The 21,133-nt window shown below is 66.6% G+C and carries 17 protein-coding genes; 3 read left to right on the top strand and 14 right to left on the bottom strand.

Annotated features, from left to right (window positions below; genetic code table 11):
- Nucleotides 1-37: 37 nt before the first annotated feature.
- From BCUN_RS08140 to BCUN_RS08105, 8 genes are all read right to left on the bottom strand, one after another.
- Nucleotides 38-382, bottom strand: a complete 345-nt coding sequence (locus BCUN_RS08140) for a helix-turn-helix domain-containing protein (RefSeq protein WP_156100147.1) — start codon at nt 380-382, stop codon at nt 38-40.
- A 474-nt stretch (nt 383-856) separates the two neighbouring features.
- Nucleotides 857-1,885 (bottom strand): 3-isopropylmalate dehydrogenase, encoded by a 1,029-nt coding sequence (locus BCUN_RS08135; RefSeq protein WP_033518796.1) that lies wholly within the window; start codon nt 1,883-1,885, stop codon nt 857-859.
- 137 nt (nt 1,886-2,022) lie between these two features.
- Entirely contained in the window at nt 2,023-4,350 is a 2,328-nt protein-coding gene (locus BCUN_RS08130; protein WP_033518207.1) for a S9 family peptidase, read from the bottom strand.
- Nucleotides 4,351-4,358: 8 nt separating this feature from the next.
- Complete coding sequence (locus BCUN_RS08125) at nt 4,359-5,693, bottom strand: App1 family protein (protein ID WP_420796472.1); 1,335 nt, start codon at nt 5,691-5,693, stop codon at nt 4,359-4,361.
- A 5-nt stretch (nt 5,694-5,698) separates the two neighbouring features.
- Entirely contained in the window at nt 5,699-6,103 is a 405-nt protein-coding gene (gcvH, locus tag BCUN_RS08120) for a glycine cleavage system protein GcvH (RefSeq protein WP_033518205.1), read from the bottom strand.
- A 74-nt stretch (nt 6,104-6,177) separates the two neighbouring features.
- Nucleotides 6,178-7,257 (bottom strand): NAD(+) diphosphatase, encoded by a 1,080-nt coding sequence (gene nudC / locus BCUN_RS08115; protein WP_033518203.1) that lies wholly within the window; start codon nt 7,255-7,257, stop codon nt 6,178-6,180.
- Between the two features lie 136 nt (nt 7,258-7,393).
- Nucleotides 7,394-8,266: an alpha/beta fold hydrolase gene (locus BCUN_RS08110; RefSeq protein WP_051920951.1), complete on the bottom strand. Its 873-nt coding sequence runs from the start codon at nt 8,264-8,266 to the stop codon at nt 7,394-7,396.
- A 54-nt stretch (nt 8,267-8,320) separates the two neighbouring features.
- Entirely contained in the window at nt 8,321-8,956 is a 636-nt protein-coding gene (locus BCUN_RS08105; RefSeq protein ID WP_033518831.1) for a DUF4916 domain-containing protein, read from the bottom strand.
- Between the two features lie 168 nt (nt 8,957-9,124).
- Between BCUN_RS08105 and BCUN_RS08100 the strand changes: the two genes are divergently transcribed.
- Together BCUN_RS08100 and BCUN_RS08095 are read left to right on the top strand one after the other, a co-directional pair.
- Entirely contained in the window at nt 9,125-9,523 is a 399-nt protein-coding gene (locus tag BCUN_RS08100) for a thioredoxin family protein (protein ID WP_033518829.1), read from the top strand.
- 410 nt (nt 9,524-9,933) lie between these two features.
- Nucleotides 9,934-11,001: an aggregation-promoting factor C-terminal-like domain-containing protein gene (locus BCUN_RS08095; RefSeq protein ID WP_033518659.1), complete on the top strand. Its 1,068-nt coding sequence runs from the start codon at nt 9,934-9,936 to the stop codon at nt 10,999-11,001.
- A gap of 189 nt (nt 11,002-11,190) precedes the next feature.
- On the opposite strand, the gene BCUN_RS08090 is transcribed toward BCUN_RS08095, so the two are convergent.
- The 6 genes from BCUN_RS08090 to rfbB form a co-directional block, all read right to left on the bottom strand.
- Nucleotides 11,191-11,634, bottom strand: a complete 444-nt coding sequence (locus BCUN_RS08090; protein ID WP_033517988.1) for a hypothetical protein — start codon at nt 11,632-11,634, stop codon at nt 11,191-11,193.
- 229 nt (nt 11,635-11,863) lie between these two features.
- A complete protein-coding gene (locus tag BCUN_RS08085) occupies nt 11,864-13,837 on the bottom strand; it encodes a DUF4012 domain-containing protein (RefSeq protein ID WP_051920950.1) in 1,974 nt (657 codons plus the stop codon).
- Nucleotides 13,837-15,765 carry a DUF4012 domain-containing protein gene (locus BCUN_RS08080; RefSeq protein ID WP_051920949.1) on the bottom strand — a complete coding sequence of 643 codons (1,929 nt, stop codon included), beginning with the start codon at nt 15,763-15,765 and terminating at the stop codon, nt 13,837-13,839. Before BCUN_RS08080 ends, BCUN_RS08085 begins: the two co-directional genes overlap by 1 nt.
- A gap of 105 nt (nt 15,766-15,870) precedes the next feature.
- Nucleotides 15,871-16,761: a glucose-1-phosphate thymidylyltransferase RfbA gene (gene rfbA, locus BCUN_RS08075; RefSeq protein WP_033517986.1), complete on the bottom strand. Its 891-nt coding sequence runs from the start codon at nt 16,759-16,761 to the stop codon at nt 15,871-15,873.
- A 1-nt stretch (nt 16,762) separates the two neighbouring features.
- A complete protein-coding gene (locus BCUN_RS08070; RefSeq protein ID WP_033517984.1) occupies nt 16,763-18,217 on the bottom strand; it encodes a sugar nucleotide-binding protein in 1,455 nt (484 codons plus the stop codon).
- A gap of 149 nt (nt 18,218-18,366) precedes the next feature.
- Nucleotides 18,367-19,386: a dTDP-glucose 4,6-dehydratase gene (rfbB, locus tag BCUN_RS08065; protein ID WP_033516422.1), complete on the bottom strand. Its 1,020-nt coding sequence runs from the start codon at nt 19,384-19,386 to the stop codon at nt 18,367-18,369.
- A 177-nt stretch (nt 19,387-19,563) separates the two neighbouring features.
- Here rfbB and BCUN_RS08055 point away from each other — a divergent pair, with 177 nt between their 5' ends.
- Nucleotides 19,564-21,042: a flippase gene (locus BCUN_RS08055; protein ID WP_081895630.1), complete on the top strand. Its 1,479-nt coding sequence runs from the start codon at nt 19,564-19,566 to the stop codon at nt 21,040-21,042.
- Nucleotides 21,043-21,133: the final 91 nt, after the last annotated feature.

Raw genomic sequence — 21,133 nt, 5'->3', positions numbered from 1 at the left:
GCTCGCGCGTGGGCTCGACCGGCTTGTTCNCGACCCCCTAGGCCTCCCGGGGCTTGGCGCGCAACGCATCGTCCCCGCCTTGCTTCCACGCGGCCCGCCACCGGGCCAGCACGCTCCTGGACGCGATATGCAACCCGGCCATCACCTGGCGCGGCGACTCACCCGCCTCCAGACGGCGTACCGCCTCGAGCTTGGTCTCGTACGCGTACGAACGATGCGTGCTTCCCATATCCAGCAAAGCCTCCTTGCCACAAGCCTCGTACAGGTCCTGCCAAGCACGTGCCACGCCCTGGCCTATGCCCAGTTTCGAGGAAACCGCACCATACTTGAACCCGTACTCGAACAGGACCAACGCCTGCTCACGTACCTCACGACGATACACAACCAAAAGAACCGTCCTCCTATTTCCTGTGTCCAGAAAACGGGGGACGGATCAAAAAACGAGAGATTTCTGGAACGGGAGCAACCACAAAGGAGGCCCTGGCCTTCATATGGTCCCATCCAGACCAGGCACCCTCTCTCAGAACCGCACGAAAAAAGCCGGCACCCGCCGCCGGTCCCCATCATCATGACGGACCGAAGCCGCAGGCACCGGCTTTCCGCTTTCTACGCGACTCTACATGCAGCCTCAGGCCACGTAGACGGGGCCGTACTCGCTCGGCACGTGGGTGGTGGCGATGTACGGGCCCGAGGTGGGCGCGGCGTAGGTCTGGAAGCCGTTGCTGTAGTTCATCGAAGCTTCGTCACAGTTGCAGCACATGATGGTCCTCTTTTTCTGCAGGATGGTCATGGGGCTTGCGCCCCGGGTTTTCGCGCCCAGTCTACAGCCGGGCCACGATTGGCCGGCCGGGATGGGTCAGATGCGTCCGAGGATCGCGCGGCCGACCTCGTCGGTGGAGCGTTCGGTGGAGCCCAGTTCGGCGATGTCCGCCTCCACGGCGGCGTCGATGCGGGCCGCGGCCTCGTCGAATCCCAGATGGCGCAGCAGCATGGCGGCGGAGAGGATCGCGGCGGTCGGGTTCGCCTTGTTCTGGCCGGCGATGTCCGGCGCGGAACCGTGGATCGGCTCGAACATGGACGGGTACTCGTTGGACGCGTTGATGCAGCCGGAAGCGGAGTAGCCCACGCCGCCCACGACGGCACCGGCCTCGTCGGTGAGGATGTCGCCGAAGAGGTTGTCGGTGAGGATCACGTCGAAGCGCGACGGGTCGGTCACCAGGTAGATGGTGGCGGCGTCGATGTGGTTGTAGTCGGTGGTGACCTCCGGGTATTCCTCGCCCACCTTGTCCACGAGGCGCTGCCACATGTCGCCGGCGTTGACCAGCACGTTCTTCTTGTGCACCAGGGTGATGTGCTTGCGGCGCTTCATGGCCAGCTCGAAGGCGTAGCGCACCACGCGTTCCACGCCGTAGGCGGTGTTGATGGACACCTCGGTGGCCACCTCGTGCTCCGTGCCCTTGCGGATGGCGCCGCCGGCACCGCAATACAGGCCCTCGGTGCCCTCGCGCACCACCACGAAGTCGATGTCGCCCGGGTCCGCCAGCGGCGACTCGACGCCCCGGTAGAGCTTGGAGGGGCGCAGGTTCACGTACTGGTCGAGCGCGAAGCGCAGCTTGAGCAGCAGGCCGCGTTCGAGGATGCCGGCCTTGATGCGCGGGTCGCCCACCGCGCCCAGGAGGATCGCGTCCGTCTTCTTGATGCGTTCCAGGTCCTCCTCGGGCAGGATCTCGCCGTCACGCAGGTAGCGTTCGGCGCCCAGGTCGAAATGCTCGTAGGCGAACTGCGCCTGCCCCTCGGTCGCCTTCTCCAGCGCCTGCTGGGCCCACGGGGTGACTTCCTTGCCGATGCCATCGCCGGGGATGACCGCAATAGTGATTTGTTCCATGTGGGGAAGGGTACACGGTGCCCCACGGCCCCGGAACCCCCCGGTCATCTGGTGGACAGAGGCCGTTCTTCCACGGTCCTTCCCCTTGAGATTTTGTTCAAAAAATGAACAATTTCTCAAGGGGAAGGGCGGACCGCTCAGAGGGCACCCAGTCCCATCCGCTCCAGACACCACGCGTTCTCGTAGCACAGGTCCTTCCACTGCTTGTACCTGCCCGAACCGCCACCGTGGCCAGCCTCCACCTCGACCCTGATCAGGGCGTCCACGCCGGCGACCTGCAGGCGTGCCACCCACTTGAGCGGTTCGGTGACCAGCACGCGCGAATCGTTCATCGACGTCGTGATGAAGATCCTCGGGTACCCGGCCGCGTCCGCGGGCACCTCGGGCGAATTCTCGTAGGGCGAGTAGTCGCGCATGTACTCGTACACCTCGCGGTCGTGCAACGGGTCGCCCCACTCGTCCCATTCGGTCACGGTCAGCGGCAGCGACGGGTCGAGGATCGTGGTCAGCGCGTCCACGAAGGGCACGTCGGCCTCGATGCCCGCGAAACGTTCCGGCGCCATGTTCGCGATCGCGCCCATGAGCAGGCCGCCCGCAGAACCACCGTTGGCCACGGTGTGCGCCGGGTCCGCTAGGCCGGCGTCCTCGAGCGCCGCCACCGCGTCCACGAAGTCCTCGAAGGTGTGCTTCTTGGACAGCCTCCGCCCCTGCTCGTACCAGCCGCGGCCCATCTCGCCGCCGCCGCGCACGTGCACCACCGCGTAGAGCGCGCCGCGGTCGAGCATGCTCAGCCGGCCCACGGAGAAGGTCGGGTCGGAGCTGATCTCGTAGGCGCCGTATCCGGTGACGAACATCGGCATGGACTCGGTGGCCGCGTCGCGCCGATAGACGAGGGACACGGGCACCTGCTCGCCGTCGCGCGCCGTGACCCACACACGCTGTTCCACGTAGTCGCGCGGGTCGTAGTCGCCGCGCACGGTCGCGCGCTTGAGCAGCACGCTGGCGCCCGTGACCGGGTCGATCTCGCGCAGTTCGCCGGGCCGCGTGTAGCTGGTGAAGGAGTAGCGCATCCGCGGCGCGTCGTAGGAGGGGTTGCCGCCCGCGCCGATCGAGTACAGCCGGCCGGGGGTGCCGCCGAGCAGCGACGGTGCGCCGTCGACGGCGTCGTCGTCCAGGGGCGGCGGCGTGACCTCGGCGAAGGACCACGGACGGCCCGCCAGGAAGTCGCGCGCGGCGGCCGTCTTGGTCATCGTCGCCAGGCGCGGCAGGCCGTCGGCACGGTAGCTCAGCGCCACGTAGTGCCGGTGCAGCGCAATGCCCTCGATGGCCAGGCCGCGCACGCCCTGCAGGATCGCAGGGTTCGCCGGGTCCATGTACGGGTCGCCGACGCGACCGCCAGGACCGGCCTCGGTGCCGTAGGGCGAGCCGCAGGCGACCGTCATGCCGTCACCTAGCCGGTACGGCGGCCTGGAGGCGCGCATGTCGATGACGTCGATGGTGAAGTTCGGGTTCGTCGCATTGTGGTAGACGACGGCGACGGGGATGTCGGCACCGTCCTCGCCGGCGCCCTCGAAGGTGGCGAAGCTCACGTCGTACTCGATGCCCGCTTGGCGTTCGATGAAGGGCACGAACGCGCCCTCCGGCGTGGCCGTGGGCAGCATGAGCACCTCGCTGGTGGTCTTCGAGCCGGTGGAGATGACCACGTGCCGGTCGTCGAAGGAGATGCTGCAGCCCACCCAGAAGCGCTCGTCGGTCTCCTCGTAGACGTCGGCGTCCTCCTCCACGGGCGTGCCGACCTTGTGGCGGCGCACCTTGTACGGCCGCTGCGCCTCGTCGAGCAACGTGTAGAACACGTAGCGCGCGTCGGGCGTGAAGCAGGCGGCGGCGATGCCCTCGAAGCGTTCGGGCAGCTCCTCGCCCATCCGCACGTCGCGGATCACGTAGTCGTAGCGCTCGTCGCCGTGCGTGTCGGTGCCCAGCAGCATCCAACGGCCGTCCTTGCTGATGTCCATGCCGCCGATGGCGAAGAAGTCATGGCCGGCCGCCTCCACGTTCGCGTCGAGCACGACCTGCTCGCCCGGGGTCGTGCCGGGCGCGGCGTCGGCGTCCACGGCCGGCGGGTCCCAGTCGTCGGGGCCCGCGATCGGCAGGCGGCACTGGATGCCGTACTGCTTGCCCTCCTGGGTGCGCGCGTAGTACCAGTAGCCGTCCATGCGCGTCGGCACGGACATGTCCGTCTCCTGGATGCGCGCACGGAACTCCTCGAACAGCCGCTCGCGCAACGGCGTCAGGTGCGCCATGCGCGCCTCCGTGTACGCGTTCTCCTCCTCGACGAAGCGGCGCAGGCGCGGCGAGCGCCGGTCGCCCATCCAGGCGTAGGGGTCGACGAAGGTGTCGCCATGGTAGGTGCGTTCACTGGGTTCGCGGGCCGCGACCGGGGCGGCGGGCATGTTCGAGCTGTTCATGGGGAGGATTATAGCTCTTCGCCGCTCCCTGCCGAAGGGGCGAAGGACTGCAGGTACGGCAGCATCGTCTTGCGCAGGTTCGAGCCGGTGCTGCCCATGAACACGGGCACTTCGGTGACCGGCACCGGCTGAGTGGCCGTCACCGCCGCCAGCGGCAGGCCGCCGGACGCCTCGCGCGGCGAGAGCTGGCGGATGGCGATGGACAGCACGCGCCCCGGGTAGCGCCGCGCGATTTCCGCGTAGGTCGTCGGGTCCTTCTGGCCGTCGTCGCCGATGAGGATGAACTTCATGTCCGGGAAGTCCTCCATGAGCTGCTCGGCGTACTCCAGCTTGTGCTGCACGCCCGAGGGGATGAAGGTCTTCGGGCGCGGGTCCAGGTCGCGCAGCAGCAGCGGGCCGTCCGGGAAGCCGTAGTCGGTGATGAAGCGGCGGATCGAGCTCTCCACGTTCCACGGCGACGTCGACAGGTAGAAGAACGGCGCATTGGGGAACATCCGGCGAATGTCGTTGTACATCACCGCCATGCCCGGCACGCTGGCGCGCTTCCTCGGCGAGAGCAGCATCATGTTGTACGCGGCCTTCCAGATGGTCGGCACCTGCGTGACCATGATCGTGTCGTCCACGTCGGAGATGACACCGATGCGCGTGTCGCTGGGGATGGTGAACAGTTCGGCGTCCACCGGAGGCCGGCGCGGCACGCGGCAGCTGACCGTGTGGATGCCCGGCTCCAGCCGGTGCTCCGCCAGCAGGTCGAGGTAGCCGGCGGAGTCGGAGACCGAATAGTCCATCGTGCGGCTGCGCGACGGGTCGACGCGGTCGTAGATCTCCATGGTGCCGACCTGCACGGTGCGCAGCGGTACGTCGTCGATGGACAGACGCACGCGCTCGCCGGCCGCCGGCACCTCGAGCATGGCGTGGATGCCGCGCATGGGCGTGTGCGGCTTGGCGTGGGTGGGCGCGTAGATGGTGCGGCACACGAGCCTGGAGTACTCCTCGGTGCCGTAGCCGACGTACGGCTTGACGCTGGGGAACCAGCCCAGCTGGCGCACCAGGCGGGTGGAGAAGGCCGTCCACCAGCCGAAGACGGTGATGACGGCGCGCCGGGCAAGCCGCTTGAGCGGGTTGCCGGCGGCCAGGCGGCGCAGGCGCGTCGACTGGCGGCGCGCCTGCGAGGTCGGGGTTCCGGCGATCTCGCCGAGCGGAATCGCGACGGTGGGCATGTCATCGCTGGAGGTCGCGGCGCTGGTCGTGCGCAGCGCGACCGGCTCGCCGGCTTCCTGCGCCTCCTGCAGGACGCCGCGTATGTCGCTGGCGGCGGGGGTGAGGGGTTCTTCCTTGGCCATGCGCATCAGCCGATCATCGCCGCGTACTCGTCGGCGTCCATCAGGTCGGGGTTCTCGTCGTCGAGGTCGATCTTGACCAGCCAGCCCTCGCCGTAGGGGTCGTCGTTGACGATGGCGCCGTCGTCCTCCGCCTCGCGGTTGACGTAGCGCACGGTGCCGGCGACCGGCGAGATCACCGGTTCGACGGCCTTCGCCGACTCGACCTGCAGCAGCTCGTCGCCGGCCTCGACGTGCGTGTCGACGACGGGCAGGTCCACGAAGACGATGTCGCCCATCTGGCTGGCGGCGTAGTCGGTGATGCCCAGGATGGCCGGGGAGACGGAGTCGTCCACCCAGACGTGGTCCTGCGAGTAGCGCAGGTGCTGGGGGACGTCCAGCCGCGTGCCCTTGGTGTCGTCGTTCTGTGCCATGGTGCTCTCCTCTTGTGTCTCTGTGTATCTGTCTGTGTCTGTGGGAAGTCCTCGGTGCCGTGGACGGCGCGCGTCTACAGTTCGCGGCCGTACCATTCCTCGATCATGTACCGGGCGATGGTGGCGCGGCCGGGCAGTTCCAGTTCGCCCGCCGCGAGCATGCCGGTGAGCTCGTCGCGGCTCACCCACTGCGCGGAGACGACTTCCTGGCCGTCGACGTGGATGTCCGTGTCGAGCGCCTGCCCCTTGAAGGCCATCATGAGCGAGATGCGGTAGGGCCAGGGCTGCGAGCCGAGATACCTGACTTCGCCCACGCGGATGCCGGTCTCCTCCATCGTCTCGCGGCGACAGGCGTGCTCGAGGTTCTCGCCGGCCTCCACGAAGCCTGCGGACACGGAGTGGAAGACGGGGTTCTTCCAGGAACGGTTGTGCTGCAGCAGCAGGCGGTCCTGCGAATCGACGACGGCCATGATCACGGCCGGTTCGACGCGCGGGAACAGCAGCGGGTTGCCGTCGTCGTCGTTCGTGCAGCGTTGCGCCCAGCCGCTCATCGCGGACCGGGTGGGTGCGCCGCAGTGCGGGCAGTGCGCCTGGTAGGCGTACCAGTTGGCCAGGGAGACCATGGTCGTGGCCTGACCGACCTCGCGGGCGGACGCGTGCGGCACGAAGGCGCGCAGGTCCACCCAGTCGAAGCGGTCGACGGCGGAGTCGAACAGGGAGCCCGGGGCGCGGCCCGTGGCCGGGCCGGAGGTGGCGTCGAAGGCATCGTCGGCGGCGATTGCGGATTCATCGACCGCCTGCTCGAGGGACTGCCGGCCGACGCGGCTCAGGTCGAGCGCGACCACGCGTTCGGTGCGGGGCGTGGCGTAGGAGCCCAGGTAGATGGCGGTCACCTCGGGGTGGGCGCCCAGTTCGCGCTCCACGTAGGCGCCGGGCAACGTGGCCAGGCGCATGCGGCCCTGGCGGCCGGGCCGGCCGTGGCCGTGCGGGACGCCCAGCAGGCCCCCGCGCACGAGGACGACCTTGGTGCCCTCCTCGCGCAGGGTCCGGCCGATGAGGCCCGGGTCGGCGCGCTCGTCCACCCCGTAGTCGATGTCGCCCTGTGCCAGCGGCAGGAAGGGCAGCGCCTGGGTCAGCGCGAGCGGAGCGAACATGGATGCCTTCTTTCCCCGGCAGCGCCTGCGCACCACCGGATGTCCTCGGGTTGTCCTCGGTACTGGCGCCCAATGTAGCATGCCGACGTTCCCATGGGCCCGCGGTTCGCGGGACGCGCGACGCCGGCCGCGCGGCTCAGGCGCGCGGGCCCCGGCGCAGGTCGTGGACGCGGGCGACGAGGGCGTGCAGGGCGGCGGCGACCTCCTCGGGGCGTTCCCAGGCGCTGAAGTGGCCGCAGTCCTCGATCTCCGTCATGTGCACCTCGGTGCCGACCATGGCCTCGGCGATCGGCTCCATGACCTTCGGCGGACTGGAGGGGTCGTCGACGCCGCAGACGACGGCGGCCGGCGCGCCGATGCGGGCGAACTGGTCATTGAGGTCGGGCCGTCCGGCGGCCATGAGTTCGCGCCAGGCGACGCCGGCGGGCTGCTGTTCGCGGATCCACTCGGCGAACTGGTCGATGTAGGCGGCGGAACGCTTGACGCTGGAGTCGCCGGGCTGCACGTCCACGAAGAACATGACGGGGTCGGTGGTGTGCCCGGCGACGCACTCGTGGGCGATGCGGATGCGGTTGGCGCGCGATGCGGCGGAGTCGGCGTCGCCCTTGGTGTCCAGAAGTGCCATGCCGGCCACCGCCTCGGGGTGGCGGCGCTGGATGTCGAGCGCCACGTAGCCGCCCATCGACAGGCCCGCCCAGATGGCCTGGTCGTAGCCGGCCACGCGGACCAAGTCCACGTAGGCGTCGGCCACCAGGTCGAGTGCCTGCGGGTAGGCGCCGTCGGCGGCTTCGGGGCCGCTCCGGTCGGCCTTGGGCACCGCGCCGGCCCCCGCGCCGGGCATGTCCGGGGCCCAGATCGGGTACTGGGGCGTCTCGTCGGCGTCCGTGACCTCCATGAGCGCGGTGGCGCAGCGGTCCCACATGCGGTGGTCGACGGGGAAGCCGTGGATGAGGACGAGCGGCACCCCCTCCCCCGCGCGGTAGATGTGGTTGGCGAGTGTCAGTGGCATGGGACCTCCTTGATCCATTCCTTCCGAGATTTTGTTCAAAAAACGAACAATTTCTCATACGCCCGCCCACGCCAGCGCCTGGCGCAGGATTTCGCCGTGGCCGTCGGACATCTGGTCCAGGCAGCGCTCCAGGGCATCGCTGGCGGGGTCGATCCATTCGAGGTCCAAGGTCTCGTCCTGCGGCTTGCAGTCGCCGGCGATCGGCACCACGTAGCACAGGGCGATGGCGTGCTGGCGTTCGTCGTGGTAGGGCGACATGCCCGGCGTGGGGAAGAACTCCGCCACGGTGAAGGGCACGAGGGCGGTCGGCAGGACGGGCAGGGCGATGTCGCCCAGGTCCTTGGCGATGTTGCGGGCGATGGCCTCGCGGACCGTCTCGTGGTAGAGCACGCGGCCGGTGACCAGGGTGCGTTCCACGATCGAGCCGTCGTCGCATACGCGCAGCAGGGAGCCGACGCGCACCACGCGGCCGAGCTCGTCGGTGCGCACGGGCACCACCTCCACGTAGGCGATCGGCACGCTGCGGCGGATGCGGCCCAGTTCGGCGCCGTCCAGCCAGCCGGGCGGCGTCACGCGCCCCGAGCCATGGTCCTGCGTGATGTCCTCCGGGGTGATGTGGTCGAACTCCCCGCGCTTGCGGCCCGCATCGAAATCGTCGTCGTCGGGCACTTCGTCATTGAGTACTGGCATGCCCACCATTATCCACCCGTACAGCGAGACACGCGAGCGTATTCCCGGGTCGCGCAGGTTCCACCCATGGCTGATTCACAGGGTTGTCACACCGTGCCATGGAATGGTAGAAAGCAAGTGCGGGGCGCAGATGGCGTCCTCGCGGACACGTCACAAGGAGTACCAATCATGGCAGTTCAGGACATTACCAGCGATACCTTCGAGCAGGCCGTGAAGGACCACGACCTTTCCTTCTTCGACTTCAACGCCACCTGGTGCGGCCCCTGCCGCGCCTTCGGCCCGATTTTCGAGAAGGCCAGCGAGCAGGCCGACAACCAGGACATCTTCTTCGGTTCGATCGACATCGACAAGAATCAGGACCTGGCCAACCAGGCCAACATCCAGGCCGTGCCGACGCTCATGATCGTCAAGGAGGGCCACATCGTCTACCAGGAGGCCGGCGCCCTGCGCGCCGCCGACCTGGATGACCTGATCGCCCAGGCCAAGAAGCTCGACGTGAAGGCCGCGCTGGCCGAGGCCGCCGCCAACGGCAACGAGGACCCGAGCGACCTCATCGACGAGCAGTAAGGCCGTCCCCCTCCCCTCCGGTCCATGGACCGGTCCGGGGCATGGACCGGGCGGGCGGTGTCGTCCCTGCGCGAACGTTCGCGCAGGGACGACACCGCCCGTCCGCTGCATCCGCGTCCTCCCAAGGAGGAGTGCGGGCAAATTTTCACAAACCCGCCACAGTGGCGCTCAGGGCCCGTGGATACTGGGGTCCACGATGGTAGCACCAGGCAGTGGCGACCTGGATATCGGGAAGCGAGACGACATCGCTCATCCCCGGTTGTATACTTGTAGGCAGTGTATGCGTTCCGGCGGCGGTCCCCGAGAGGAAAAGCAGGGGCCGAGCACCGACGGGTCCGATGAGAACGTGAGATTTCGCGAGGGAGCCCGTCAATACCGCCGAGGATTGAAACCCGTGTCAGAGGAGCAGCATGGCAACCCATCACAAGGCCGAGGGTCCGTCCCTTCGTTCGCTGAGCAAGCGCCAGTGGATGCGCATCGTATCCGGCGTGGCAGGCGTGGGACTGGTCGCGGCTGCAGGCATCGCCACCAGCAACATCTATCGACACTCCGACGTCGTGGCCACCGACCAGCCTACCGCCTACTCGATCACCGACGATACGTACGCGGCATCCCGTGGCAATGCCCGTGAGGCGCTGGACGGCGACCCCACCTACATCAACGTGACCATCAACGGCAAGACCCGCACCGTGCTCGGCACCGATTTCACCGACGTGAAGTCCGTGCTCGACGCCGGCGACATCACGCTGGAACCGGAGGACACCGTCACCCCTGCCCTGACCGACAAGGTCGACGAATCCACCACCATCACCATCGAGCGCGCCGGTGCGCAGATGGAGACGGAGGAGACCAAAATCCCGTTCAACACCGTGCGCAAGGAGACCGACTCCCTGCCCAAGGGCGAGGAGAAGGTGGAGACCGAGGGTGAAGAGGGCATCATGGAGAAGACCAACCTGGTCACCCGCAGCGGCGACAAGGTCGTCTCCTCGAACACCTTCGCCTCCTGGGTCAAGAAGGCCCCGGTCGAGAAGGTCGTGCTCGTCGGCACCGGCGTCGCGCAGGACACCACGACCACGCAGCAGGACACCGACTCGTCCTCGGACTCGAACGCGTCCTCCGGCAGCGACGCCAGCCAGTCGCAGTCCGCGAACTCGAGCATCGGCACCACCGTGCCGGTCGGCGACATGCAGCAGTGGGCGCACGACTACCTGCTGGCCAACGGTGGCAGCGAAGCGGACTTCACCGCCACCGTGTACATCATCACCCACGAGTCCGGCTGGTCCCCCACCGCCACGAACCCCTCCTCCGGCGCCTACGGCCTCGCGCAGGCCCTGCCCGGCAGCAAGATGGCGTCCCACGGCGCCGACTGGGCCACCAACTACCAGACCCAGCTCAAGTGGTTCTGGGACTACTGCAAGGGCCGCTACGGCTCCATCCAAGGTGCCTACGCCTTCTGGCAGGCCAACCACTGGTATTAAAGCCGCAGGTCTCCCTCCCTTGGGAAATTGTTCATTTTTTGAACAAAATCTAGGGGCGGGCTCCCCGGAAGCCACGAAAGGCGCCGGCACGCTGTCTGACAGCGTACCGGCGCCTTTCGTGGCTTCCGGGGAGCCCGCCCCTAGATTTTGTTCAAAAAAAATGAACAATTTCCCAACGGGGACCCACGCTTACTGCGCCGCGTAGTACGACGCCTTCTTGCGGCCGCGCTTGCGCATCACGCCCTGTACGCAGTCGTCCACGTCGTAGATGATCGTCTGGTCGTCCGGGTACGGCACGCCGTGCAACTGCGCGTAGGCGACCTGGTCGTCGGCGACCTCGGGGAACTCGAAGAACTGCAGGACGGCTCCGAGCACGACCGGGGAGGTGAGCGTCACCGACGCGGTGTGCTTCTTCGGGTTGACGAACTGCACGGCGTTCGGGTCATTGACGTTGCACACCTTGATGGCGATCTGCTTGGTCTGCGGGTTGGTGAGCAGCTGCACGTAGCGCGGGGAATCCAGCTCCAGGACGGAGTTCTTGTTGAAGCGGATGTAGCGCGGCGTGACCGTGAGCACGGACTTGCCCGTCGGACCGACCGGATTGACGGCCTCAAAACCTTGAAGAATCGACATGATCAAACTTCCTCGCATCGAAACATTTATACCCGCATCACGGAAGTGTGTTGCGGGTATCACTGAGAACATTACTGTTCGATAATATCAGGAATTGCCTACATCACTATTTTTCTTCACATATTTTCAATCCAAAGATGATCTCCTGCTTCTGAGGGGCGCGCCCCTCAGAACGCGGGCATGGCCCGGGGAACGCCCCTCATAACGCAGGGTAAGCAAGACCTGGACTTTAGTTCACACTGCACTTCTTCACATACGTGACGTCGGGCTCCAGCTCCCTCGTGGGGGTCTGGTCGATCTGCAGCTGGTGGGCGGCGTACTGCGAGGTCGTCACGTCGAACTCGTAGGCGGCGGTCTCCCCCGGCTGCAGGCGCAGCAGCGTGCGGAAGAGGTAGTGCCGCTTGATGGCGTCGGACACGGGCAGCGACGCCGGCCCGCTGACCGTGAAGTTGCCGATGGAGCCGCCGGCCGGCGGGTAGAAGAGGATCCTGTCGTAGGCCGCGCCCACGCCGTAGGCCTCCTCGCCCACCAGGTAGCCGTTCAGCCGGTATGCCTCCCGCTCGTCGAGCGTATTCGTCATCGTGAGGGTCACGTGGTACTGCTGCCGCCCCTCCCCCGAGCAGGTGAGCTGCTCGACGGTGACGGTGCGCTTGACGTACCAGTCCATCTTCGAGGGGTTGACCTCGGTCAGGTAGATGCCGACCGCCGGGTAGGTCTTGTCGCGTGGTTCGGCCGCCGTGAGCCCCGCGAGCTGCACGAGCTGCTGCAGTTCGGGTTCGAAGGAGTACATCGCCAGGTGACGGTTCTTCGCCAGCGCGGGGATGTCCTGCCCGATCTTCGCCAGCGTGGCCACGTCGAAGTTCGCCATGAGCCGCTTGATGCACACCTTGGCCACCTCGCCGAAGTACTCGTTCTGCTCCTCCACGTCGACGTCGATGTAGATGGTGTTCATGAGGAAGTCCGCGGTGTTGGAGCCGGTGAGCACGGTGCCGTCGGGCAGCGTGACGTCGCCGAGCGCCTTGACCAGCGTCTGCACCACCACCGGGTCCACGAGCACGACGCCGTCAAGGCTGACCGGGTCCTTCTCGTGGTGCTTGTTCCACATGGCGCGGAATTCCTTGGCCACGCGCTCGGTGTCCGGATAGTTGGTCACGTCGCGCACGTCGTAGGTCATGTGCAGGGGGCCGTCCTCATGGTAGATGCGCTTCTCGTCGATGTCCATGAAGGCCTTGCCGTCATGCCAGTACGCGGTGTTGGGCTCGAACTCGCCGACCGTGATCTTGCCGTCGGTCAGGCTCACGGAGCCGATGGAGCCGACCAGGCCGCCCGACGCGCGCGCCTCGGCGGGCGTCATGGCGAGCACCGCGTAGGTCTGCGTCCCCTGGTAGCCGAACCATTCGGACAAGTTGGGGATGATGTCGTCGATGGCCATGTCCGAATACTTGACGGCTTCCTGCAGCGCGTTCGACCCCATGTCGTAGTAGCCGGCGATGGCGCCGATCCGCGGCCGGTCGAGGGCGTTGTACTCCGCCGTGAGCAGGCGCAGCGACTCCGTGGCCTTGCGGATGGCGGGCAGTTCGTCGACGATGGGCCGGACCTCGACGTGCCCGTCGTTGACCAGCTTGTCCGCGAGGACGGCCTTGCCGATGTCCACGTACTGCGGGACTGCCTGCACGCTGGCTTCGTGGACGAGGTCGAGGAGGTCCTGGATGGTGCGCATGTCGTGGCCGACGGCGCCGGGCAGCGCGGCTGCGGCGGCCCACATGCCGCTGCGCGACAGCTGCGCCGCGGCCGCCGTCTCCTGCTGCAGGACGGGCACCACGGCGCCGACGCGTGCCATGTCGCCGCTCTTGGCGGCGTCGACGACGGCGACGATGGCGCGTTCCTCGTGCTGTTTGATCATGAGCGCCTGCACGGCGAAGGCGCCGAGCAGGCCGAGGATGACGACGGCGACGCCGATGAGGGTCCACCCCCACCAGCGGATACGCCGGTACCACGGCGCACGCGGTGCGGCGGCCGCGGTATCGTCGGCCATGTCCGCGCCGTCGCCTGGCGTACCTTCGGTCGCCGTGTCTGCGGTCGCCGTATCCGTGTTGTCGGCAGCGCCGGCCGCGCCGTCGGCGGCCATGCCGTCCGTCAGCGCATCGTCCGCCGACGTCTCGGTGTCCTGTGCCCTGTTGCCCTTGTCCTTGTCGTCGCTCATCACCACTCCACCGGGCAGCTCTTGGTATAGGTCACGTCGGGGGTCTCTTCCTGGGACGGCGTCTGGTCGATGCGCAGCTGCGACTTGGCGTCGGGCGAAACCTGCACGTCGAAGGAGTAGGTCACGGTGCGGCCGGGCTGCACCTGGGTGAGGGTGTGGAACATGTAGCGCAGGTTGATGACGTCGGCGGTCGGGTCCGCGCCGTTGCCGGTCACCTGGAAGTTGCTGATGGTGCCGCCCTCCGGCGGGTAGAACGCAATCTTCTCGTAGCCGGTGCCACGGCCGATGGCGTCGACGCCGGTGATGTACCAGGGCAGCGTGTCCACTTCTTCGCGGTCCATGGTGTTGGTGAGCGTGTAGGTCACGTGGTACTTCGTGCCTTGCGGGTCGGCGTTGTCGGAGCCGCAGTCGATCTCATCGACGGTGGCGGAGCGGCGGATGTACCAGCCCATCTTGGAGGGGTTCTGTTCGGTCAGGTAGATGCCGACTTCCGGCGCCTCCTCGCTGGTGGGGATGGAGGCGACCAGGCCCATCTGCAGCCCGATGGGCATGAGGTAGGGGTTGAAGAACCACGCGTTGAGGTGGCGGTTCCGGGCCAGGGTGGGCACCTGCTTGGCGATGGCGGCGAGCTTGGCGAGGCTGGGGTCGTCCATGAGCCGCTTGATGCAGGCTGAGGCGACGGTGCCGAAGTAGGCGTCGGTCTCCTCGGGCTCGTAGTCCTTGTAGACGGTGTTCATGAGGAAGTCCGCGGTGTTGGTGCCGGTGAGTACGCGGCCGTCGGGCAGCGTGACGTCGCCGAGCACCTTGACGAGGACCTGCACGAAGACGGGGTCGCAGGTGACCACGCCGGTGAGCAGCTGCGGGTCGTCCTCATGCCTGCGGTTCCACAAGGCCAGGAATTCCTCGGCGATGCGCTGCGTATCCGGGTAGTTGGACAGGTCACGGATGTCGTAGTACATGTGCACGGGGCCCTGCGCCTGGTAGATGCGCTGTTCGTCCTCGGTCAGGGTGCCGCTGCCGTATTTGTAGTAGGTGGTGTTGGGCTCGAACTTGCCCACCTCGAACTTGCCGTCCTTGATGGTCAGGGTGCCCACGGCGCCGATCAGGCCGCCGGCGGCGCGCTCCTCGGAGGGGGTCATGACCAGGATGGCGTAGGTCTGGGTGGCGTCGTAGCCGAACCAGTCGCGCAGGTGCGGCAGCACGTCCGTCACCGTCCAGTCCGCAGCCTGCAATCCCGTGTCGAGCAGGGTACGGCCTTGGTCGTAGACGTTGGAGAGCAGGCCGATGGTAGGCTGCGGGATGGCGTCGTAGGCCTCCACTTGGTCGCGCAGGGAGTCGTTGGCCTCCACGATCCTGTCCTTGGCATCCAGGATGGGCTGGATGTGCACGGTGCCGTCACTGAAGAGGGACTTGACGGGCAGGTCGGCCACGATGTCCATGTACTTGGGCAGCGTTTCGTGCGCCGCGTCGTCGACCACCTGGGTCATGTCCTGCAGCGACTGCACGTTCATGCCCAGGCCGGGCAGGCCGGCGGCGGCGCTCCACAGGCCGGCGTGCGCCAGCCTATTGGCAGCGGCCGTCTCATCCTGCATCTTGGTGACTGCTTCGGGCAGCTTGGACAGGTCGCCGCCCTTGACCGTGTCAGTGAGCGCGGCGATGGCCTTCTGCTCATGCTGCTTGATTATGAGGCCCTGCACGCCGAAGGTGCCGACGACGGCGAGCACGGCCACGAGGAGCGCGATGAGGGTCCACCCCCACCAGTGGATGCGCCGGTACCAAGGCATGCGTGGCGCGGCGGCAGGGCCGTCAGCCGTCTCGCCGCCGCGTTTGCCGTCGGCCGCCGCGGCTGTGCTGGCGGCGTCCCCGGCCGTGGTCTCGGTGACCGGCGGCGTGCCGTTCTCGGCGGTGGTTTCGTCGCGTTCGGACATGCGTCTTCCTCCTGGTGACTGGGCAAGGTTCGACGACACGCAGGGTCGTCAGGCCGGCCGGGGTACCGCCCGGCCGCGGAACAGGACGATCAGGCTGTAGGCAGGCTAGTCGTCCCTGCCGAACATGATATGCCCTTCGGCCACTTCGAGTAAATGCCTGCCGTAGGGGCTCTTGCCGTATTTTCGCCCAGCCTCCACAAGTTCCTCGCGGGTGATCCACCCGTTCTCGTAGGCGATCTCCTCGATCACGGAGATGGGCATGCCCTGGGCGTGCTGTACGGTGCGCACGAACTCGCCCGCCTCGTACAGGGAGTCCATGGTGCCCGTGTCGAGCCACGCGAAGCCGCGGCCGAGGGTCTGCACGTGCAACGAGCCGTCCTCCAGGTACATGCGGTTGAGGTCGGTGATCTCCAGTTCGCCGCGCGGCGACGGCTTGACCTGCTTGGCGAAGTCCACCACGCGGTTGTCGTAGAAGTACAGGCCGGTCACCGCATAATGTGACTTGGGATGCTCCGGCTTCTCCACGATGCTCACGGCCTTGTGGTCGCGGTCGAACTCGACGACGCCGTAGCGTTCCGGGTCGTCCACGTAGTAGCCGAAGACGGTGGCGCCCGCCTGGCGTGCCACGGCGGCGCGCAAGATGCGCCCCAGGCCGTTGCCGTAGAAGATGTTGTCGCCGAGCACGAGCGCGCACGCCTCGCCGTCAATGAAGTCCTCGCCGAGCAGGAAGGCCTGGGCGAGACCGTCGGGGCTGGGCTGCACCTTGTATTCGAGGTGCACGCCGTACTGCGAGCCGTCACCGAGCAGCCGCTCGAAGTTCGGCAGGTCCTTCGGCGTGGAGATGATGAGGATGTCGCGGATGCCGGCGAGCATGAGCGTGCTCAGCGGGTAGAAGATCATCGGCTTGTCGTACACCGGCAGCAGCTGCTTGGAGGTGACGGTGGTCAGCGGGTAGAGACGGGTGCCGGAACCGCCGGCGAGGATGATGCCCTTCATGTCACTTGCCTTCTTTCGCTGCCTGGACGTAGGCGTGCAGCGAGTCGCGCCAGTTGGCCGTCTCGAAGCCCGCGGCCTCGATCTTCGCCAGGTCGAGGGTGCTGTACGCGGGGCGCGGCGCCACGGGTGCGGTGGCGTTCGCGAAGTAGTCCGCGGTGGAGATCGGCTTGACCTGCTCGGCGTTGCCGTTGGCCTGGGCGAAGACCTCGGCGGCGATGGCGGCCCAGCTGACGGGGTCGCCGGCGCCGGTCAGGTCGTAGGTGCCGTAGGCTGCGCCGGAGTCGAGCAGGAAGAAGACGGCGCGTGCCATGTCCTCGGTGAAGGTCAGGCGGCCGATCTGGTCGTCGACCACGGTCACCTGGTCGAGCCGGTCGTCGGGGTCGGAGACCCTGTCGGAGAGCGCCATCATGGTCTTCACGAAGTTGTGGCCGTCGCCGATCACCCAACTGGAGCGCAGGATGTAGTGCTTGGGTGCGGTGGCCACGGCGATGTCGCCGGCGGCCTTGGACTGCCCGTAGACGGACAGCGGCGCGAAGGGCTCGGTCTCGTCGTGGCTTTCGGCGGTGCCGTCGAAGACGTAGTCGGAGCTGATGTGCACCAAGGTGAGGTTGTGTTCACGGGCCACCTGCGCCAGCAGGGCCGGCCCCTCCGCGTTCGCCTTCCATGCCAGCACGCGGCCTTCCGGGGTCTCCGCCTTGTCCACGGCGGTGTAGGCGCCGGCGTTGATGATCGTGCCGTACAGGCTCCAGTCGATGCCCTCGTAGGCGGCCGGGTCGGAGAAGTCGAATTCGTCGATGTCGGTGAACTCGAAGCCCTTGAGGCCGTGCGCCTCCACGTAGGCGCGGATGGCGCGGCCCAGCTGGCCGTTGGCGCCGGTGACCATGGTGCGCCGCGGCTCCATGGGCTTGGCCTCTTCAAGCATCGGATGGTGCAGGTCCGCCTCGCTGCGTTCGGATTCCTCGAGCGGGATCGGCCACCGGATGCCCAGGTCCGGGTCGGCGAGGTTGACGAAGGTGTAGGTCTTCTTCATCTCCAGCGACCAATGCGCGTTCACCAGGTAGGTGTAGGCGGTGCCGTCCTCGAGCGCCTGGAAGCTGTTGCCCACGCCGCGCGGCACGTAGATGGCGCGCGACGGGTCGAGGCGCGTGGTGAACACCTGGCCGAAGGAGTCGCCGGGGCGCAGGTCCACCCAGGCGCCGAAGACCTCGCCCGTGGCCACGGAGATGAACTTGTCCCACGGCTCGGCGTGGATGCCACGCGTCACGCCGCGTACGGCGTTGAAGCTGATGTTGTTCTGCACCGGTTCGAAGTCAGCCGGCAGCCCCAGTGCCGTCATCTTCTCCTTCTGCCAGTTCTCCTTGAACCAGCCGCGGTTGTCGCCGTGCACCGGCAGGTCGAATACGATGAGCCCCGGGATATTGGTCTCCGTGGCCGTCAGTTCCTTCTCGAATTCCATGGTGGATACGCTTTCTTGGTTGATCGATGCCGCTTGCAGCTCTCTCGTGAGAAATTGTTCATTTTTTGAACAAAATCTAGGGCGGGCCGCGCAAGCGGCCCGCGTCCTAGATTTTGTTCAAAAAAAGAACAATTTCTACGGAGTGGGGCTCACTGCCCCTGTGCCTTGTACTTCGCCTCGGTGGCGGCCTTCGCGGGCTCCCACCACTGCGGGTTGTCGACGTACCACTGCACCGTCTGGCGCAGGCCAGACTCGAAGTCCGTGTGCGTGGGACGCCAGCCGAGCTCCGTCTGCAGCTTCGTGGAGTCGATGGCGTAGCGGCGGTCGTGGCCGGGACGGTCCTTGACCCAGTCGAAGGCGTCCTCGGGCTGGCCCATCACGCGCAGGATGTCCTTGAGCACGGTGAGGTTGTTGCGCTCGCCGTTGGCGCCGATCAGGTAGGTCTCGCCGATGCGGCCGCAGGTCAGGATGGTCCACACGGCGCTGGAGTGGTCCTCGGTGTGGATCCAGTCGCGCACATTGAGGCCGTCGCCGTACAGCTTCGGGCGGATGCCCTCGATGATGTTCGTGATCTGGCGCGGGATGAACTTCTCCACGTGCTGGTAGGGGCCGTAGTTGTTCGAGCAGTTGGAGATGGTGGTGCGCAGGCCGTAGGTGCGGTGCCAGGCGCGCACGAGCATGTCCGAGTCCGCCTTCGTGGAGGAGTACGGGCTGGAGGGATGGTAGGGCGTCTCCTCGGTGAACTTCGCCGGGTCGTCCAAGGCGAGGTCGCCATAGACCTCGTCGGTGCTCACGTGGTGGAAGCGCACGTCGTACTTGCGCGCCGCCTCGATGAGCCGGAAGGTGCCCTCCACGTTGGTCTTCAGGAAGGGCTCCGGGTTGGCGATCGAGTTGTCGTTGTGCGACTCGGCGGCGTAGTGCACGATGGCGTCGTGGCCGGGCACGAGCTCGTCGAGCAGCTGCGCGTCGCAGATGTTGCCGTGGACGAACTCCACCTGGTCGCCCAGCAGCGGCTTGATGTTCTCGAGGTTGCCCGCGTAGGTCAGGGCGTCCAGCACCGTGACGTGCGTGTCCGGATGGTTCCTGGCTACGTAGTGCACGAAGTTGGAGCCGATGAAGCCGCAGCCCCCCGTCACGATGATGTTCTTTGGAATGAACGATTCTGTCATGAGCAACAGCTTAGCAAGCGGAGCCTATGTTCATGTTCATCATCGGCATGTGCCATGCCCGAGCGGACAGGCCCTGCCGTCCAATGGGACTCTTGGCCATCGGCCAAGAACTCCCCCATGCGCATTATCATCGGTACCAGTTGAAATCGTCACCCAAGCCGCAGAAGAATCGACCCCATGGAAAACCAGCCAGCCACGACCCAGAAGAAAACGAAGATGCCGTCCCTGACGCGCAACGCCATGCTCAACTCCACGAAAACCGTTATGAGCATGGTCTTCCCGCTCATCACCTTCCCCTACGTCTCGCGCATCCTCGGCGCCGCCAACATCGGCAAGGTGAACTACGCGCAGTCCATCGTCAGCTACTTCGCGCTCTTCGCCGCCCTCGGCATCGCCGACTACGCCGTACGCGAAGGCTCGCGCATCCGCGACGACCCGGCGCGCCTCACCCGTTTCGCCCGGCAGATCTTCACCATTAACCTGATCACCTCCGCCATCGCCTACGTGGCCTTCGTCGTCGTCGTCTTCGCCATCCCCAGCCTGCACGCCTACCTGGCGCTGCTGGTCATCATGAGCCTCAACATCGGGTTCACCACCATCGGCGTGGACTGGCTGTACTCCATCTACGAGGACTACCTGTACCTGTCCGTGCGCACGATCGCGGTGCAGTTCGTCTCCATCATCCTCATGTTCATCTTCGTGCACACGCCCTCCGACTACGTCATCTACGCCGGCATCACCGTCTTCGCGTCCTCCGCCGCCAACGTGTGGGGCTTCATCCACGCACGCAAGTACAGCACGCTCAAGCCCACCGCCACCACCGACTTCAAACGCCACATCGGCCCGCTCATGGCACTGTTCACCAACAACGTGGCCATCGCCATCTACGGCAACGCCGGCACCACCTTCGTCGGCGCCATGCTCGGCGACGTACAGGTCGGCCTCTACTCGGTCGCCATGAAGATCTACATGATCGTCAAGCGCGTCATCAACTCCGTCACCGTCGTCTCCCTTCCCCGGCTGTCCTACCTGGCGGAGAACGACCGCCACGGCTTCACGTCGCTGCTCAACCGGCTGTTCAACACCATCGTCATCGTCGCCTTCCCCGCCACCATCCTGCTGTACACGCTGCGCGAACCGATCGTGCTCATCATCAGCGGCCGCGACTACATCGACGCCGTGCCGCTGCTCGGCGTCATCGCCTTCGCACTGCTCATGGCCACGCCGAACGCGCTGTTGGCCAGTGCCGTGCTCATCCCCCTGCGCCGTGAGCGCAAGGTGGCGCTCGCCACCACGTTGGGCGCCGTCGTGAACATCGTGCTCGACCTGGTGCTGATTCCGCATTTCGGCACGATGGCCGCCTGCTACAGCATCCTGGCCGCTGAGTTCACGGTCTTCTCGGTCGGTGCGGCCTGTTCGCGCGACGTGCTGCGCCGCCTGAGGATCGGCGCCGCCCTCGTGCATGCCGTCATCGGCTGCGCGCTGATCGTGGGCGCCGACCTGCTGATGAACCGTTACGTGGCCTTCGGCAATCCCGTCGTCGACCTGCTGGTGCGAGGCCTGACCTATGGCGCGATCTATGCGATCGTGCTCGCCGTGACGAAGGACGAGAGCGGCAGGTTCCTGCTGAACAAGGTGCTGCGGCGCAGGAAGTAGCTTCCTCTAGAAATCTCTCGTTTTTCCGTGACTTTTCTCGGGGATCCGCAAAATTAAAGCGGGCACCGGGTCGAAGAACTTTTCAGTTCTT

Source organism: Bifidobacterium cuniculi (genome assembly GCF_000741575.1).
Taxonomy (GTDB): Bacteria; Actinomycetota; Actinomycetes; order Actinomycetales; family Bifidobacteriaceae; genus Bifidobacterium; species Bifidobacterium cuniculi.
The sequence above is the reverse complement of the archived record's forward strand: the minus strand, read 5'-3'. Positions and strand labels throughout refer to the sequence as shown.

Coding starts and splice junctions, on each gene's coding strand:
- BCUN_RS08130 (WP_033518207.1), bottom strand. CDS start 4,350: ATGAACAGCTCGAACATGCCCGCCGCCCCGGTCGCGGCCCGCGAACCC.
- nudC (WP_033518203.1), bottom strand. CDS start 7,257: ATGTTCGCTCCGCTCGCGCTGACCCAGGCGCTGCCCTTCCTGCCGCTG.
- BCUN_RS08100 (WP_033518829.1), top strand. CDS start 9,125: ATGGCAGTTCAGGACATTACCAGCGATACCTTCGAGCAGGCCGTGAAG.
- BCUN_RS08085 (WP_051920950.1), bottom strand. CDS start 13,837: ATGAGCGACGACAAGGACAAGGGCAACAGGGCACAGGACACCGAGACG.
- gcvH (WP_033518205.1), bottom strand. CDS start 6,103: ATGGCACAGAACGACGACACCAAGGGCACGCGGCTGGACGTCCCCCAG.
- BCUN_RS08070 (WP_033517984.1), bottom strand. CDS start 18,217: ATGGAATTCGAGAAGGAACTGACGGCCACGGAGACCAATATCCCGGGG.
- BCUN_RS08080 (WP_051920949.1), bottom strand. CDS start 15,765: ATGTCCGAACGCGACGAAACCACCGCCGAGAACGGCACGCCGCCGGTC.
- BCUN_RS08110 (WP_051920951.1), bottom strand. CDS start 8,266: ATGCCACTGACACTCGCCAACCACATCTACCGCGCGGGGGAGGGGGTG.
- BCUN_RS08105 (WP_033518831.1), bottom strand. CDS start 8,956: ATGCCAGTACTCAATGACGAAGTGCCCGACGACGACGATTTCGATGCG.
- rfbA (WP_033517986.1), bottom strand. CDS start 16,761: ATGAAGGGCATCATCCTCGCCGGCGGTTCCGGCACCCGTCTCTACCCG.
- rfbB (WP_033516422.1), bottom strand. CDS start 19,386: ATGACAGAATCGTTCATTCCAAAGAACATCATCGTGACGGGGGGCTGC.
- BCUN_RS08055 (WP_081895630.1), top strand. CDS start 19,564: ATGGAAAACCAGCCAGCCACGACCCAGAAGAAAACGAAGATGCCGTCC.
- BCUN_RS08090 (WP_033517988.1), bottom strand. CDS start 11,634: ATGTCGATTCTTCAAGGTTTTGAGGCCGTCAATCCGGTCGGTCCGACG.
- BCUN_RS08095 (WP_033518659.1), top strand. CDS start 9,934: ATGGCAACCCATCACAAGGCCGAGGGTCCGTCCCTTCGTTCGCTGAGC.
- BCUN_RS08135 (WP_033518796.1), bottom strand. CDS start 1,885: ATGGAACAAATCACTATTGCGGTCATCCCCGGCGATGGCATCGGCAAG.
- BCUN_RS08125 (WP_420796472.1), bottom strand. CDS start 5,693: ATGGCCAAGGAAGAACCCCTCACCCCCGCCGCCAGCGACATACGCGGC.